The sequence below is a fragment of the bacterium genome (assembly GCA_023230585.1).
Lineage (GTDB): Bacteria > Ratteibacteria > UBA8468 > B48-G9 > JAFGKM01 > JALNXB01.
Window position 1 is genome coordinate 15,681 of the sequence record JALNXB010000004.1, and the last position, 16,583, is coordinate 32,263.

Below are 16,583 nucleotides of genomic sequence, written 5' to 3' on the forward strand. Positions count from 1 at the left end.
AGTATTATAATAAAAGGTTAAAAAGTGATTATTATTAAGGTATTATGATAAACATAAAAAGGGAAAAGAAAAAACTCTGCTTACTTAAAGGTTAGGCGGATAAACCATACTTCTCTCTCCTTTGGAACTACTCAAGATAAATCCCACAGAGGAGAAGGAGCATAGTGCTAATTTAATAGAGAAAGGAGATTAAAAATGAGTAAACCATTAGTAATCGTAGAATCCCCAACAAAAGCTAAAACCATTGGTGGTATGCTTGGAAACAAATTTAAGATTATGTCTACTATGGGACATATAAGAGACCTTCCAAAAAGTAAGATTGGAATTGATATAGATAATAATTTTGAACCTAAGTATGAAATAATTTCTGCAAAAAAGAGTTTGGTTTCTAAACTTCGCAAAGCTGCTCAGGAATGTGATGAAATATATTTAGCAACTGACGAAGATAGAGAAGGTGAAGCTATTGCTTGGCATATTGCTTTTTCAATTGGGAAAGATTTAGACCAGGTTAAACGGGTAGCTTTCCACGAAATTATCCCAGAAGCTATCAAAAAGGCATTCGATTCCCCAAGACCTATATACCTTAACCTTGTTAACTCTCAGCAAGCAAGACGTGTATTAGATAGACTTGTTGGGTATACATTAAGCCCTTTTCTTGCAAAAAACCTTGAAAGAGGCCTTTCTGCTGGTAGGGTTCAATCTGTTGCTCTAAGATTGATTGTTGAAAGAGAAAAAGAGATAGAAGCCTTTACGCCAGAAATATATTGGCTTATTAAAGCTGAGGTAGAGAAAGAAGGAAAAGGTTTTACTATGCAACTTGTAAGAATGGATGATAAAAAACTTGATAGACATTTTTTAAAAAAACCTGATGATGTTAACAATATATTGGATAATTTAAATAAAGGCGAACTTATTACAAAAGACAAAAAAGAATCTATCAGAAAGGTTAAACCTTATCCACCTTTTATAACAAGTACTTTGCAACAAGAGGCTTCAATTAGGCTAAGTTTTTCTTCTACAAAGACTATGCTTAATGCGCAACAATTATATGAAGGTATATCCATTGAAGATAACAACATAGGTTTAATTACATATATGAGAACAGATTCACCTTCAGTCGCTAAACCTGCTTTAAACCAGGCATTAAAACATATTAAAGAAACTTTTGGTGAGAATTATCTTCCTAAAAAACCATTCTTTTACAAAAGCAAATCTTCTACAGCCCAAGAAGCTCATGAGGCAATTAGACCTACTTCTGTTGATATGACGCCTGAAAAGGTAAAACCCTATTTGAACGAAGAACAACATAAACTATATTCTTTAATATGGAATAGATTTGTTGCAAGCCAAATGAAAGAAGCAGAAATTAAAAATGTAACTCTTACTGCTGAAAATGGAAGGTATACCTTTGAAACAACTAACAACTCAATTCATTTTGATGGGTTTATGAAAATATGGGAAGTGAAGATAGACCAAGGTGAAAAAGATGTTCCAGACTTCAAAGAAGGAGAAACAATACCTGTCACCAACTATATTAAAGAAGAACATACCACCAACCCTCCACCACGATATACAGAGGCAAGTCTAATAAAAACACTTGAGAAATACGGGATAGGAAGACCTTCTACTTACGCCCCTACCCTATCCATACTATTTAACCGTGGGTATGTTAAAAGAGAAAAGAGAACTCTTATACCATTAAAGATAGGAATACTTGTTAGCGATATTCTTACCCAATATTTTTCTGATATAATAAACACAAAATTTACCGCTCAAATGGAAGATAATCTTGATAAGATTGTTGAGGGGGATGTACAATGGACAGAACTTATAAGTAAATTTTATTCTGAATTTAAACCAATGCTTACAAAAGCCGAAGAGTTGGTGTCTGAAAACATAAAAAAACTTGAAGAAAAACTGGTAGGTGATAAAGTGTGCCCAACTTGTAATGTACCGCTTGTTGTTAAAAGAGGTAAATTTGGGATGTTTCTTGGATGCCCAAGTTTTCCAAACTGCAAATATACAGAAAGGATAAAGGAAAATGTTAATTATTCCCGCAATAGATATAAAAAAAGACAAGATAGTAAGACTGTATAAAGGAGATTTCAATAAAATAAGTCATTATGAACCTACTCCAGAAGACGCTTTTATACAATATTTAACTGCAAAAATTGAACGATTACATTTAATATTTCTTTGGGGGGCGTATTCTGGAAATATTTCTCCTGAAGAAGAGCAAGTGATAGATAAAATTATAAATGTTCGAGATATTTACGCAAAAAACACCTGCACAATACAGATTGGTGGTGGGATGAGGTCTTCCACAAGAATTTCCGAACTTATAAAAAAAGGTGTAGATTATATTATTGTTGGTACAGCTTTTATTATTCCTCTTGCTTTTGAGGAAGGTTTTACAAAAAACGATATAAAAATGTTTTACCAAGCTGGAGGCAAAGAGTTTAATCAAGAAAAAGAATTGCCTGAATTTGGGCTTCCGGATTGTCTGGAGAAAGATATTCGTGAAAAGATTATTGTATCAATAGACTACAGGCAAGAAGAGACCGCTTTAAGCGGGTGGCAGGTAACTATCCCTTTAACTCCACACTATCTTATAAAAGAATTTATGAAGAAAGGATATAAAAGATTTATTTTAACAAATGTTGAGAAAGATGGTACCCTTGAAGGTATAGATATTGGTTCCATTAAAAACATTTTAGGTAAACTTGCTTTTGATAAGTGCTACCCTGAAGAAATAATTATTGCTGGCGGGGTTACCTCTGAAAAAGATATACAAAAACTTATGAACCTTAAATATAAACCTTCTGGCGTTATTATTGGTAAAGCTCTTTATCAGCAGAGGTTTGATTTAAAAACAGCTGTTGCTAAATTTCAATTAAATGAAAATCAAAATTAAAGTTTCGTTCTTTTTTGTTTTAATATTATTTCTCTCTTCCTCGTTTAGGGTATTTCCTCAGGAATTTTCTGGAAAAATATCTACTGCCAACAATGAAGAATATTTTGAAAAAGTTTTAACAAAAATTAAAGAGGCAAAACAATCTGTTTACCTTATTATGTATATATCAAAATATTACGATAAATACCCTAAAAGTCCTGGAAATATTCTTCTTAAAGAATTAGCAGAAGCAAAAAAGAGAGGTGCAAAGGTAGAGGTTATTTTTAATCGTGGTATAAGAAAGGAGGATTCTTCGCTTACTAAAGAAAATATGAATACAGGCGCTTTTCTTGCCAAAAACGGTGTAACTGTTCTCTTCGATTCTGAAAAAAAAACCACACATTCAAAACTTCTTATTATTGACGAGAAATACGTAGTAATAGGAAGCACCAATTGGACATATTATGCCCTTGCTTTTAACAATGAGACCGCAGTTATAATTGAATCGGTTCCTTTGGCGAAAGACTATGTAAAATATTTTGAAAAAGTAAAAAAAGAATGTATTTTTTTATTGAAACCATCTAATATTCCATCAAAATAAAACTACTGTAAGCCCTTCTCCACTTCTTTTTGTTTTCTACCCGCACACTTTACCATCCTTAACGCCCCCTTTTGTTATCCTGAACTTGTTTCAGGATAACAAACTTAACCAACATAACAAGAGATAGTAAAAACGAGATTCCACCCTACATTCTTCTCTCCTCTGAGGGAGAGGATGCAAGGTGAGGGGGGCTGCCTTTGCAATTTCTCACATCAAATAGATTTATGGAGTTTGTAGTCTATACTATCAATTAATGCTTTCCAGGAAGCTTCAATAATATTTTCAGAAACACCAAGAGTGCCCCAGGTAGAAGTCCCGTCGATTGTTTCTATAACAACTCTTGTAACAGCAGCGGTAGCTTGCTCAGGTTGTAAGATTCTTACTTTATAATCTGTAAGTTTCATATCTTTTATTTCAGGATAAAACTTCACCAAGGCTTTCCTTAAAGCATTATCTAATGCGTTCACAGGACCGTTACCTTCGCTTGCAGTATGGGCAGTTTCTCTTCCAACCTTTACTTTAACTGTCGCCTCTGAGACAACCTTTTTACCTCTTTTTTCAACAATCACCCTAAACCCTTCTATCTTAAACAATTGTTTATACTCGCCTATAGATTTTCTCACCATTATATCAAAGGAACCTTCTGCCGATTCAAATTGATACCCTTGATTTTCAAGTTTGCTAACAGTATCAAGAAGTTTTTTTATAACCTCTGGTTTCTTCTCAAGTTCAAAACCTTTAGTCTTTTGAAGTATAGTACTTTTTCCAGACAACTCAGAAAGAAGTATTCTCCTTTCGTTTCCAACAAGTGCTGGATTTATATGTTCATAGGTTCGAGGATTCTTTCCAACAGCATCAATATGAACTCCACCTTTGTGAGCAAAAGCACTAAAACCAACAAACGGCTGAGAGTTAGGGGGAACAATATTTGCTTTCTCATACACAAAACGAGAGATTTCTGTAAGATGAACTAAACTATCTTTTTCAAGACACTCTAAACCCATTTTAAGTTTTAATATAGGAATAATTATTGATAAATCAGCGTTTCCACATCTTTCACCTATACCATTAATAGTCCCTTGTATATGTGTAACACCTGCTTTTACAGCAGAAATAGAATTTGCAACACCAAGCCCCGCATCGTTATGGGTATGGATACCTATTGGTAACTCTATTTGTTGTTTAACTTTTTTGATAATCTCCTCTATTTCAAAAGGTAGCGTACCACCGTTTGTTTCGCATAAAACAATCTTTTCTGCGCCTCCTTCAGCGGCAGCAAGTAAAGCTTTCATTGCGTACTCAGGATTCATTTTATATCCATCAAAAAAGTGTTCAGCGTCAAAAAAAACCCTCTTCCCCATACTACATAAATACTTTATAGAGTCTTCAATCATAAACAGATTCTCGTCTAAATCTGTCTTAAAAACATCAGTTACATGTAAATCCCAAGCCTTCCCAAATATTGCAACACATTCGGTTTGACTCTCAATAAGTTTTTTAAGAAAATTATCGTCTTTAGCAGAAACAGATTTTCTTCTTGTACTTCCAAAGGCTACAATTTTTGATTTTTTTAATTTTTTGTTTCTGATTTTTTTAAAAAAAGTTATATCTTTTGGGTTAGAACCTGGCCAACCGCCTTCAATAAAATCTATTCCAAAAGAATCGAGTTTTTCTGCAATTCCAAGTTTATCAGATAATGAAAAAGAGATAGATTCTCCCTGAGAACCATCCCTTAAGGTTGTATCATAAATTTCTACTCTGTTCATAACTACCTCCATACATACTTTTTCCAACCGCTAAATAATGTGCTTACCTTCAACTTTCAAACAATTTTGATGACAAAAGAAGAGCAGCAGTCAGTTCTATTCTTTCAAAAAGAGTTTCCGTTAAAATATATTCATCTTCTGTTCTATCAAGGTCACCCACAGGACCAAGACCATCGATTGAAGGTACTCCAACAGAGGAAAGCCAACTGGCATCAGAGCCACCACTGCGGTGTTCTTCTATTACTTTCTGCCCAATAGAAGAAGCAACTTCTGAAACAAGGTTAAAAAGTTTTGTCCCTTCTTGACTTTCTGCTAACGGTGGACGGTGTTTACCTTTAATCAAATTAAGTTTACAACCATCAACCGTAGGTTTTAATATTGAAGTTTCAATTTTTTGGAGCATTGTGTTGAGTTCAGACTCATCCCAAACTCTTATCTCAAAATTGCATACTGCTTTATCTGGCACAATGTTAGTAGCAAGTCCTCCTTGCGCCATTCCAACGTTTATAGTTAACCTGTCTCTTCCAAGATTAAGAGATTCTAACCATACAATTCTATGGGCTATCTCTAATAGAGCACTTATTTTGGACCCATAGTATAACCCTGCGTGGGCAGCTACCCCAGTAGCTTCGAGGGTATAATCGGTAATACCAATCCTTTTAGTGACAACAGTACCACCTACTCCTCCATCTTCATAAACAAGACCTTTAACAACTTTGTCTTTTAGCCCAAGAAAGATTTTTTTAGAATCTAATGAACCTGTCTCTTCCTCTGAATTAAAAACAACTTTCACTGGTATTTCATCAAGAAGGCCGCAGATATCAAGAACTTTTAAAGCCCAAACTATTACCGTTAGACCTGCTTTCATATCATTAACTGCAGGACCTATTAATTTGTCGCCCTTTTCGTAAAGTTTATTAAAAGGTACATCTGGTTTAAATAAGGTGTCCATATGTCCAACAAGAACAACAGGTTTATCATATTTTCCATCTTTGGTATAAATATGGTGCTTTGCATATTTAACACCACCATCAACTGTTTGATGTTGAAAAACTTTGGGCATTTCGGTACCTAAAATAGCCGCAACCTTATCTACCCCTTCGGTGTTATAAGTGTAACTGTTCTGATTGACAAGAGATTCAAGAAACTTTTTTATATTTTCTTTTTCCTTACCTATTACTTGCCTTATTTTAGTAAGTTTTTCCATTATATTGACTCCTTTTTTGGTCAAAGTTTAAGTGTTAATAAATTGTCCTATCATTATAACAGAAAACAAGAAAATAAGAAACTTGAAGGGGGTTTAAGATTTTTTTGCATTCTTTCTTCTTATTTAGTCATCCTAAACTTGTTTCAGTAACCTGCCTTTGCATTTCTTTTGTAGAATTTTGACATTTGCAGTAAATTAAAGTAAATTAAAGGTTATGAAAAAGATATTATTTTTAATACTTTTAGTAACGCTTTTAGTCTCACCACAAAAACTGTTTTCAAAAGAGAATGTAGGATACATATTAAATGTTGATAGTTCTATTGGACCTATCACCTATTATCAAATAAAGAGTGTTATTAGGTTAGCAGAAAAAAATAGAGCCGATTTTATTATACTTGTTATAGATACACCAGGTGGGTTGTTATCCTCTACAAGAAAGATTGTACAAGAGATTTTATCAAGCGAAGTTCCAGTTATATCTTACATATCTCCCAGGGGGGCTCAGTGTGCTTCAGCTGGTGTTTTTATTGCTCTTTCAAGTCATATCATTGCTATGTCCCCTGCAACAAATATTGGAGCTGCTCACCCAGTTAGTCTTACCTCAAACTCTGATGAAACTGTAAATACAAAACTTGTAAATGATACAGTAAGTTTTATTAAAAGTATTGCTGTTCACAGAAAAAGAAATCCCGAGTGGGCTGAAAAAGCTGTCAGAGAAAGTATTTCTTCAACAGAGATAGAAGTTCTTAAGGAGAATGTTATTGATGTTATTTCCCAAGATATTTTCCAACTTACTTCTGAAATAGATGGTAAAAAAATTATTATAAATGAACGTGAAACTATTTTAAATACTAAAAATCCGAAAATTATTCCATATAAAGAGAGTTTTAAAGAAGATGTTCTAAAAGTTATAGCACACCCAAATATAGCCTATATATTGTTGATGATTGGTTTTGCAGGTATTCTACTTGAGTTTTATAACCCTGGTTTTGGAGTGCCAGGAATAGTGGGAACTATTTCTTTAATTCTTGCTTTTTTTGCCCTCCACGCATTACCTATCAATATTGCTGGAATTTTTCTTATTGTTGCAAGTCTTATCTTTTTTGCAATAGAAGCTGTTACCGCTTCCTTTGGGCTTTTTATTATTTCAGGTATCGTTTCTCTTTTTTTAGGTTCTATGCTTCTGTTTAAACCTACTGCAGATGTTAATATCCCATATTTTTTAATATTTACAATTTCATTTTTTGTTTCTTTGATGCTCTTTTTGTCATTATTCTTTATAATTAGAACAAAGAAAAAGAAAGTTACTACAGGAAAAGAAGGTATGATAGGGGAGAAAGGTAAGACTTTAACTGCTTTATCACCTGAAGGAACAGTTTTTGTTCACGGAGAATACTGGACAGGTATTTCAAATGAAGAAGAAATCCCAGCTGATACTGAGGTTGAAGTAATTGATATCACTAATTTTAAACTTACTGTTAAAAGAACAGAACGGAAAGGGTAAAGACATAGGCAAGGATAAAAGAGGAGATTGCCACGTCATTTAAAAACACTCCTCCCAACTCCACAAAACAGCAATAAAAGTAATATAAACATTATTTAACATCCAAACAAAGGAGTAGAAGATGAAAAATTTTTATGAGACTGATATTTGGCGTATCTTTAGGATAATGGCTGAGTTTGTTGAAGGGTTTGAAGCTCTTGAAAAAACTAAAAACGGGATAACAGTTTGGGGTTCAGCAAGAGTTAAGGAAGATAATATTTGGTATAAAAAAGCCGTTAAAACTGGGGAATTACTTGTAAAAGAAGGTTATTCTGTTATTACTGGTGGAGGACCCGGTATAATGGAGGCAGCTAACAAAGGCGCTTCGCTTGCTAATGGGGATTCTATTGGGCTTAATATAGAACTTCCACACGAACAAAAACCTAACCCTTACATTAAAACTCTTATATCTTTTAAGTATTTTTTCACGCGAAAAGTTATGTTTTTAAAGTATACAAAAGGATTTATTATTTTCCCAGGCGGCTATGGAACTCTTGATGAGTTTGCTGAAACCATTACATTGATACAGACTCGACGTATTCACAAATTTCCTATTGTGCTTATGGGTAAAGAGTATTGGGAAGGGCTCCTTAAATGGTTAGATAAGAGATTATTGGTTGACGATTACATAGAAAAACAAGATTTAAATCTTTTTCAGATAGCAGAAGAGCCAGAAGAGGCTATAGAGATAATTCAGGATTTTCGTAAAAATAATATCCCTTACTAATTCTCTTAAATTTTAAATTAAGAAAGTTGACTTTTTGATAGGAAATCTTATTTGAAAAGACCGTTTTGATACTGTTAATAACGGATTATTGGCTATTTACAAACTGATATATTTCAGAAAGATACGCTTTTGCAATAGATTGGTTTTCTCCTTCAACATATACCCTTAAAATAGGTTCTGTCCCTGAAGGTCTAATATGTATCCAGCCATCTTTTCTTATAATTTTTATACCATCATCAAGGTTTACTTCTTCGTTTTTACTATATTTATCTCTTATGGCTTGTAATATACTGGTTTTCTTGACTTCTTCTAATACCAATTTTTCTTTTATCATAATATATCTTGGTAAAACTGATAGTATTTCGGAAACTTTTTTATCTTTAACTGCCATAAGTTCAAGTATAAGAGCCATTGCAACATAACTATCTCTACCGTAATGTATTGAAGGTAAAATAACTCCACCGTTACCTTCACCACCTATAATAGCATTCTTTTCTTTCATCTTTTCAACAACATTTACCTCACCAATCTTACTCCTGTAAACATTTACATCAAACATATTTGATACATACTCAATAATTGAAGAGGTAGACAAGTTGACTGCAACAGAGCCTCTCTCTTTTTCAAGAATATTTAATACCGATAATGCAAGGGTTAACTCTTCACCAGGTATAACCCCATCTTCACAAACAAATGCCAACCTATCACAATCTGGGTCTTGAGCAAACCCTATATCTGCTTTTTCCTCAACAACTTTTTTAGATAACTCTTTAAGGTTCTCAGGTAACGGTTCAGGATTATGAGAAAAGACACCGGGCGGTTCTGCGTTTATAACCACCGTCTTACAACCAAGTCCTTCTAAAAACAAACGGGTTTCAAAAGCCCCTACCCCTTGGCAAACATCAACAACTACTTTAAATTTCCTCTCTCTTATTTTTGCAAGGTTCACTTTATTATATATATCATTAAAAAAAGATTCTCTATATGTTTCGTTTTGAGAGGAAATTATTTTACCAGGTTGAGAAGGTATTTGATAAGAATCAATATTCTTATATATACTTAAAAACTCTGCCCCTTCTTTTTCATTTAGAAAGGTCCCTTTAGATGATACAAACTTTAAACCGTTATACTCTTTAGGGTTATGGCTTGCAGATATCATAACACCGCATACATTGGGATTCTTCTCTATTATGTATGTAAGTAGAGGAGTTGAGCCAACATTTAGATCTATAACATTTATTCCAGCAGAAAGTAGCCCAGACAAAAGAGCATACTTTAAAGTTGAACCGCTAATTCGTGTATCTTGCGCTACAAAAACATCCTTACCGCTTGAATAAACTCCAAAGGCAAATCCAAATTTATAAACAGTTTCAGGAGATAATGGTAACGGGTAAATACCTCTAATTCCTGCAACGCTTATAATAAGTTTTTTCTCCATATTCATTATTACCTCTTACAATTGTTCCATCTTTATAAAGACTTTTTCTAGCCCCATAGTTTCTATATCTTCAAGTGTATAACTATCTTTTATGAGAAAATTACCTACCTTGGTTCGCTTTAATTCTGTTTGTGTTCCTCCACAACCAAGTTTATTACCTATATCTCTGCATAAGGCTCTAATATAAGTTCCTTTTGAACAAACAACCCTAAATTGTATATAGGGTATTTGAAGATTTAAAAGTTCAATATCTTTAATAAAAACTTTTCTTGGGGAAGGTGCAACTATAACACCTTTTCTATAATGTTTGTATAGTGGCTTACCTTTATGCTTAATAGCAGAAACAATAGGCGGTATCTGCTCAATCTCTCCTTTAAATCCCCTAACTACTTCCATAACTTGAGATTCATCCACAGATACTGGATTTTCTTCTACTACTTTTCCGTCAATATCGTCGGTATCAGTCTTTTTTCCAAGAACCATTTTTGCCACGTACTCTTTTTCCATTCCCATAAACATAGTAGCTAATTTTGTTGCTTTACCTATACATACAACAAGAACCCCCTGCGCAAGAGGGTCAAGGGTTCCTGAATGACCAATCTTTTCTTTAATATTATATTTTCTTTTAAAAAACCTTATTACATCGTAGGAAGTAATACCTGACGGTTTATTTACCACTATTATTCCGTTCATTATTCTTTTTAATCTCCGCAACAATTTTTTTAATAGATTCTGATATAGATAAATTCTCCAACTCGCACCCTGCTGCCTGTTTGTGCCCACCCCCACCAAACTTTCTTGCAACCGTTTCTACATCATACCCATCCTTACTTCTTAAACTAACCTTAATATTCTTGTCTTCTTTTAATAAAAAAACAGTTTTAAATTCTTTTAAAGCAAGCAACATCTCTACAAAACCTTCTGTGTTTTCTGCTGTTGTTTTAGTTGCTTCATACATTTTTTTGTCAACATACATCCAAGCAATTTTTTCTTTCAGGTTATAGTCTAAAGTTTGTAAAGAAAGAGTAAGCAACTCAATATATTTTAAAGGTTTTTGCATATAAATTTTTCCAGATATTTCTGCAGGGGATATACCTGTATCGAGTAATTTCTGGACAGCGTTTAAAGTGTTTTTACCTACATTATATATAAAACTACCTGTATCTGTAATTATTGAAGTATAAAGACAGATCGCTTGCTCCTTTGAAAGTTGGTCGTATCTTTCCAGGACCTTCAGTACCATCTCTCCTGTTGAGGAGTAACCAGCATCAACAAAATTAATTGTCCCAAAACAAGTATTCAAAAAATGGTGGTCAATATTAATTATAGTAGATGTTTTTTTAACAAAGGAAGCAATTTCTCCTGCCCTTTCCAGAGTGCCACAATCTAAAACTATACTTACATTTGGCTCAGCAAGAGATTTGCTCGGGGAGTTTTTTATATCATTGATATAAGGAAGAAAATTATAGATTTCAGGGGCTTTATCTTGATTAACTATCTCAACAGTTTTTCCAAGTTTTTTAAGGAGAAGATATATGGCTATTTCACTTCCAAGCCCGTCTCCATCAATATTATAATGAGAAGTTATAATAAAATTATCTTCATTATTAAAAAGAGCAACTATCTTATCTATTAGTAAAGTTTCTTTGTCAAACTCTTTCATAGTCATACAGATTTTCCCTTAACCTTTCTTTAAGGTTTTCTATCCCCTCGCCTGTAACAGCTGAAACAAGAACGCCATCACTTAGATTGTTCTGCATAATGTTTTTTTCTTCTGGTGCCAATAAATCTATCTTATTATAAACATCTATCCTTTTTTTATCGTCTACACCAAGCATTTTGAAAACGTCAGAAACAGTGTCTTTCTGTCGTGCAAGATTGTTTTTTGATATATCAAAAACAACCATTATCAGGTCAGCGTATTTTACTTCTTCAAGTGTTGATTTGAACGCTTCTATCAAATGGTGCGGTATATTATAAAGAAGTCCAACAGTATCACTTACAAGACATATTTTTTCATTACCAATATGAACAGCCCTGGTAACTGGGTCAAGAGTAGCAAACAATTTGTTTGCTACATATAAATCCGAAGAACTCAACCTATTCAAAAGTCTACTTTTACCAACATTTGTGTACCCCATTAGAGCAACTACAGGAAAATTTTCTCTGCGTTTTGATTCTCTTATAATTTTTCGGTGTTTTTCTACACCTTTTATTTCGCGCCTTAACTTATATATTCGAGATTTGATTCTTCTACGATGAACCTCAAGTTTCATTTCGCCAGGACCTTTTGTAGCAAAACCTCCTCCTATTCTTGATAGTTCAATACCGTGTCCGGTCAAGCGAGAAAGAATATAATCAAGTTGTGCCAATTCAACCTGAATCTTACCTTCTTTGGTTTTAGCGTGGTTACCAAATATATGAAGAATTAGTCCAGTTCTATCTATAACTTGTAAACCCAAAGATTCTTCTAAATTTCTTTGTTGGATAGGTGATAAGTCATCACTGAAAACAATAAAAGATGGGGTTAAAACATCTGTATCTTTCTTTAATTCATTTAGTTTACCTGCCCCGAGATAAGTAGCAGGATTAACATAGTTAAGTTTAATTAAATATTCTTTAAGAATTACAAACCCAAGAGTGCGAGATAACGATTGGAGTTCAGTAATTTCTTCTTGTGTATCTCTGGTATATCTTTTCTTAAAATTGACAAGAAAAATCTTTTTACCTACAAATGGTTCGTTAGGTAATTGGTCAATATTTTTCACTTTTGGACAATATTCTCCACCTTTAAAACCATCAAACTATCTCTATACCCAATACCTCTCTTATATCCTGTTTTAGCTTTCTTCTTAAAAGAATAGATTTTTTTACCCTTTTTCTCGCTAATAATTTCACACTGAACAAGAAAATTTTTAAGTTTTTCTTCCTCAACAATAATTGAGTCTTTATCGTCAAGTATACATATTGGAGTAAACTCTACCTTCTCTCCAACTTTTTTATCTTTCAATTTTAGTATGGTAAACTCCAAACCTTTTTTTACTCTAACTTGTGTTCCACCTAAATCTATTAATGCATCCATTTGTTTTCTCCTTTATTTTGCATTTTTTATAAAATGTTCTAATTTTGTTTTTTTTCCTCGCCTGCTAACAACCTCCCCTCACCTTGAATCCTCTTCCCTAAGGGGAGAGGCGAGTGGGGCGGAGATTGCCATCTTTTGCCTTCAGCCCCTCGGGGGGTGTTCGGGATAAATCCAGAATAACATACAAGGGTAACCTCATCCCATTAACTTCTCTGCAAACCCTTGGGGACTTACTACCCTAATACCCTCAAGGGAGAAGGTAAAGAGAGGTGCATTTTTTTTCGCCTTCGACGACTTTATCTTTACCCGCTAACTTAAATACATAAGTAATTACTAATTTCCACCAGTTATAAAATCTATATCTTTCTGTATATTCTCTATTTTTTCTTGGATCTGAGTTCTCTTTTCTTCTTCTTTTGATATTACTTCATCGGGTGCTTTTTCCAAAAATTCAGGATTAGTAAGTTTATTTTTTATCCTTACAAGTATATCTTCTAGTTTTTCTTTCTCTTTTTGAAGTTTCTTCTCTTCAATTGTAAAATCCACTATACCTGCAAGAGAAATGCCAAACTTCCCTTGGGTTAGGTTCTTTACAATAAGACTCTTAATATTTGGGGTATCTATGTTAAACGGTTTAATGTTTTCGATGCTTGCAAGCCTTTTTATGATACCAGTTTCAAGAGTGTCAAACTCTTTTTCAAAAAAACAATCAATATTTTTAGCCAAAGGAATCCTAAAACGTGTCCTAATATCTCTTATTGTAGTAATAATTTCTATTAGATTATTAACACTGTTACAAGATTCAACATCGTAAAAATCACTCTTTTTAGGCCAACTACTTACAATAATACTATCTGTTTCCATATCACAATATTTAGAGGTAAGTTGCCAAATCTTTTCAGTGATAAACGGTATAAAAGGGTGTAGCAACTTCATTAAAGTAATATTCACATAAAAAAGTATAGGTAGAACGTTTTCCTTAAAATAATTGTTTCCATCATATACCTTAGAAATTTCAAGGTACCAATCACAGAAGTAGTGCCAATAAAAATCATACAGATAATTTAGAGCTTCGTTGAGGCGAAATAGTTTCATCGATTCATCAACTTTTTTTATAAGCAACTCCAACTCTGAAAGCAGCCATAAGTCAACAAAATTAAGGTCTTCTTTCTTTATTGTTAAATCTACCTTTTGAATATCTTCTTTTTCTACAGACGACAATATAAACCTTGAAGCGTTCCAAATTTTATTGGTAAAATTCCTACCTTTAATATAAAAAGTTGGCGACAAGAATACATCCTGCCCTAAAGCAGTCATTGAAATTAAACTAAACCTTAAACTGTCAGCACCGTATTCTTCAATCAATTTAACTGGGTCTATAACATTCCCCAGAGATTTACTCATTTTTTTGCCGGTTTTATCTCTAACAGTTCCGTTAATAAATATGTTTTCAAAGGGTGATTCACCTATAAACTCGTAACCAGCCATAACCATACGGGCTACCCAGAAAAAAAGTATATCTGGCGCTGTCACAAGAGTGTTAGTTGGGTAAAAAGTATCAAGTTCTTCTGTTTTAGCCGGCCATCCAAAAACTGAGAAAGGCCATAACCACGAAGAAAACCAGGTGTCAAGAACATCTGTTTCTTGATAAATATCTGAAGAACCACAGAAAGGGCATTTTTCTGGTTTACCGTTAGACACAAAGGTCCCTTTTTCGTTATTATCATTTGTAAAACAAGAGTTGCAATACCATACAGGAATCCTATGTCCCCACCATATCTGCCGACTTATACACCAATCCTTTATTTCGTATAGCCATTTCAAATAAACTTTCTTCCATCTATCAGGATAAAACTTTATATTATCATTTTCAGCAGCATTAATAGCAGGAATAGCTAAAGTTTTCATTGAAACAAACCACTGTTTAGAAAGATATGGCTCTATTACAGTATCGCACCTATAACAACACCCTACCCTATTAGAATATGGTTCAATTTTTTCAAGCAATCCTTCTGCTTCCAGTTTTTCAATAATCTTTTCTCTACATAAAAACCTATTTAGCCCCTCAAACTCTCCTGCATTTTCATTCATAACCCCATACTTATCTATTACAGTCACAGAATCAAGGTTATGCCTAACTCCAATATCAAAATCGTTAGGGTCATGGTTGGGTGTAACCTTTACAGCACCAGTTCCAAACTCTATGTCAACGAAATTGTCTCCAATGATTTTTATTATACGGTTCATTAAAGGAAGTTTAATATCTTTGCCTATTAAGTGTTTAAACCTATCATCTTTTGGGTTAACAGCAACAGCAGTATCGCCAAGCATTGTTTCTGGCCTTGTTGTTGCAACAACTAAATAACCGCCTGAGACAATTGGATATTTTATATAATATAGGTGACCCTCTTCATCCTTATAGTCAACCTCTTCATCAGATAAAGCAGTTGTGCAACGAGGGCACCAATTGATAATTCTTTCACCTCTGTATATCAAACCTTTATTATAAAGATGGATGAAGGCTTCAATTACAGCCTTAGAAAGAGATTGGTCCATTGTGAACCTTAGTTTATCCCAATCACAAGAGGCTCCAAGAGCCTTAAGTTGAAAAATTATTCGTGAACCATATTTTTCTTTCCATTTCCATACTTCTTCAATAAATTTTTCTCTCCCTATCTCATATCTTTTAATTCCTTTATCGGCAAGCATCTTTTCAACAACATTCTGAGTTGCAATACCTGCATGGTCTGTACCGGGAACCCATAACGCATCATATTTTTCCATCCTTTTTTGCCTAATAATAGCATCTTGTATAGTATTATTTAAGGCGTGCCCCATATGTAAAAAACCAGTTACATTGGGTGGTGGTATAACAATAACGTAAGGGTCAAGAGATTCTTTATCTTTATTTTTATTTACCTTAAAATACCCATTTTTTTCCCAGAACTCGTAAAGTTCTGTTTCTATCCCCTTTGGGTCATATTGTGAAGCAAGGTTTTCTTTCATTTAATATTCCTTAAGAGTGTCTATATTATTTCTTTCTTTTATAACCATAAAATTATAACTATCGTTAAGTATTTCGCTTATTCTTAACAAAGTTAATTCAATTTCTGATTTACGGCTGTTGATTGTACATAACCCAATAGTGCTTCTTTGCCACTTGTCTTGATATTCAAGTTCAGCAATCGCTATATTAAATTTTGCTTTTAATTTATCTTGAATAGAGCGTATAACTTTTCTCTTATCTTTAAGTCCGTTACATCCAGGAATTATGAGTTCAACAGTCAATGTCCCAACAAACATAATTATCTTTTATATATTATTAA

At 33.5% G+C, this 16,583-nt stretch carries 14 protein-coding genes; 5 read left to right on the top strand and 9 right to left on the bottom strand.

Annotated elements, in window-relative coordinates; translation table 11 throughout:
- The first annotated feature begins 195 nt into the window (after positions 1 to 195).
- The 3 genes from topA to M0P98_01625 are packed head-to-tail and all read left to right on the top strand — an operon-like array spanning position 196 to position 3,494.
- Complete coding sequence (gene topA / locus M0P98_01615) at positions 196 to 2,097, top strand: type I DNA topoisomerase (protein ID MCK9265574.1); 1,902 nt, start codon at positions 196 to 198, stop codon at positions 2,095 to 2,097.
- The gene (locus tag M0P98_01620; protein ID MCK9265575.1) at positions 2,042 to 2,914 is read left to right on the top strand and encodes a HisA/HisF-related TIM barrel protein; all 873 of its coding nucleotides are present in this window, start codon (positions 2,042 to 2,044) and stop codon (positions 2,912 to 2,914) included. The genes topA and M0P98_01620 overlap by 56 nt, the downstream gene beginning before the upstream one ends.
- Entirely contained in the window at positions 2,898 to 3,494 is a 597-nt protein-coding gene (locus M0P98_01625; GenBank protein MCK9265576.1) for a phospholipase D-like domain-containing protein, read from the top strand. Before M0P98_01620 ends, M0P98_01625 begins: the two co-directional genes overlap by 17 nt.
- 212 nt (positions 3,495 to 3,706) lie before the next feature.
- On the opposite strand, the gene cimA is transcribed toward M0P98_01625, so the two are convergent.
- Complete coding sequence (gene cimA, locus M0P98_01630; GenBank protein MCK9265577.1) at positions 3,707 to 5,260, bottom strand: citramalate synthase; 1,554 nt, start codon at positions 5,258 to 5,260, stop codon at positions 3,707 to 3,709.
- 49 nt (positions 5,261 to 5,309) lie between these two features.
- Positions 5,310 to 6,467: a M20/M25/M40 family metallo-hydrolase gene (locus M0P98_01635; protein MCK9265578.1), complete on the bottom strand. Its 1,158-nt coding sequence runs from the start codon at positions 6,465 to 6,467 to the stop codon at positions 5,310 to 5,312.
- Between the two features lie 214 nt (positions 6,468 to 6,681).
- On the opposite strand from M0P98_01635, the gene M0P98_01640 reads away from it, so the two are divergent.
- Together M0P98_01640 and M0P98_01645 are read left to right on the top strand one after the other, a co-directional pair.
- Positions 6,682 to 7,971, top strand: coding sequence for a nodulation protein NfeD (locus M0P98_01640; protein MCK9265579.1), 1,290 nt, complete (start codon positions 6,682 to 6,684; stop codon positions 7,969 to 7,971).
- 121 nt (positions 7,972 to 8,092) lie between these two features.
- Positions 8,093 to 8,737, top strand: coding sequence for a TIGR00730 family Rossman fold protein (locus M0P98_01645; protein ID MCK9265580.1), 645 nt, complete (start codon positions 8,093 to 8,095; stop codon positions 8,735 to 8,737).
- Between the two features lie 85 nt (positions 8,738 to 8,822).
- On the opposite strand, the gene glmM is transcribed toward M0P98_01645, so the two are convergent.
- From glmM to M0P98_01680, 7 genes are all read right to left on the bottom strand, one after another.
- On the bottom strand, positions 8,823 to 10,181 hold the full coding sequence (glmM, locus tag M0P98_01650) for a phosphoglucosamine mutase (protein ID MCK9265581.1): 1,359 nt from the start codon (positions 10,179 to 10,181) through the stop codon (positions 8,823 to 8,825).
- 9 nt (positions 10,182 to 10,190) lie between these two features.
- Complete coding sequence (gene truB, locus M0P98_01655; protein ID MCK9265582.1) at positions 10,191 to 10,868, bottom strand: tRNA pseudouridine(55) synthase TruB; 678 nt, start codon at positions 10,866 to 10,868, stop codon at positions 10,191 to 10,193.
- Positions 10,843 to 11,844, bottom strand: coding sequence for a bifunctional oligoribonuclease/PAP phosphatase NrnA (locus tag M0P98_01660; GenBank protein MCK9265583.1), 1,002 nt, complete (start codon positions 11,842 to 11,844; stop codon positions 10,843 to 10,845). The genes truB and M0P98_01660 overlap by 26 nt, the downstream gene beginning before the upstream one ends.
- A complete protein-coding gene (gene hflX, locus M0P98_01665; protein ID MCK9265584.1) occupies positions 11,825 to 12,943 on the bottom strand; it encodes a GTPase HflX in 1,119 nt (372 codons plus the stop codon). The genes M0P98_01660 and hflX overlap by 20 nt, the downstream gene beginning before the upstream one ends.
- Entirely contained in the window at positions 12,940 to 13,257 is a 318-nt protein-coding gene (gene rplU / locus M0P98_01670; GenBank protein MCK9265585.1) for a 50S ribosomal protein L21, read from the bottom strand. The genes hflX and rplU overlap by 4 nt, the downstream gene beginning before the upstream one ends.
- A gap of 333 nt (positions 13,258 to 13,590) precedes the next feature.
- Positions 13,591 to 16,263 (bottom strand): valine--tRNA ligase, encoded by a 2,673-nt coding sequence (locus M0P98_01675; protein ID MCK9265586.1) that lies wholly within the window; start codon positions 16,261 to 16,263, stop codon positions 13,591 to 13,593.
- Complete coding sequence (locus M0P98_01680; GenBank protein ID MCK9265587.1) at positions 16,264 to 16,560, bottom strand: DUF503 domain-containing protein; 297 nt, start codon at positions 16,558 to 16,560, stop codon at positions 16,264 to 16,266.
- Positions 16,561 to 16,583: the final 23 nt, after the last annotated feature.

Coding starts and splice junctions, on each gene's coding strand:
- topA (MCK9265574.1), top strand. CDS start 196: ATGAGTAAACCATTAGTAATCGTAGAATCCCCAACAAAAGCTAAAACC.
- M0P98_01620 (MCK9265575.1), top strand. CDS start 2,042: ATGTTAATTATTCCCGCAATAGATATAAAAAAAGACAAGATAGTAAGA.
- M0P98_01625 (MCK9265576.1), top strand. CDS start 2,898: ATGAAAATCAAAATTAAAGTTTCGTTCTTTTTTGTTTTAATATTATTT.
- cimA (MCK9265577.1), bottom strand. CDS start 5,260: ATGAACAGAGTAGAAATTTATGATACAACCTTAAGGGATGGTTCTCAG.
- M0P98_01635 (MCK9265578.1), bottom strand. CDS start 6,467: ATGGAAAAACTTACTAAAATAAGGCAAGTAATAGGTAAGGAAAAAGAA.
- M0P98_01640 (MCK9265579.1), top strand. CDS start 6,682: ATGAAAAAGATATTATTTTTAATACTTTTAGTAACGCTTTTAGTCTCA.
- M0P98_01645 (MCK9265580.1), top strand. CDS start 8,093: ATGAAAAATTTTTATGAGACTGATATTTGGCGTATCTTTAGGATAATG.
- glmM (MCK9265581.1), bottom strand. CDS start 10,181: ATGAATATGGAGAAAAAACTTATTATAAGCGTTGCAGGAATTAGAGGT.
- truB (MCK9265582.1), bottom strand. CDS start 10,868: ATGAACGGAATAATAGTGGTAAATAAACCGTCAGGTATTACTTCCTAC.
- M0P98_01660 (MCK9265583.1), bottom strand. CDS start 11,844: ATGACTATGAAAGAGTTTGACAAAGAAACTTTACTAATAGATAAGATA.
- rplU (MCK9265585.1), bottom strand. CDS start 13,257: ATGGATGCATTAATAGATTTAGGTGGAACACAAGTTAGAGTAAAAAAA.
- M0P98_01675 (MCK9265586.1), bottom strand. CDS start 16,263: ATGAAAGAAAACCTTGCTTCACAATATGACCCAAAGGGGATAGAAACA.
- M0P98_01680 (MCK9265587.1), bottom strand. CDS start 16,560: ATGTTTGTTGGGACATTGACTGTTGAACTCATAATTCCTGGATGTAAC.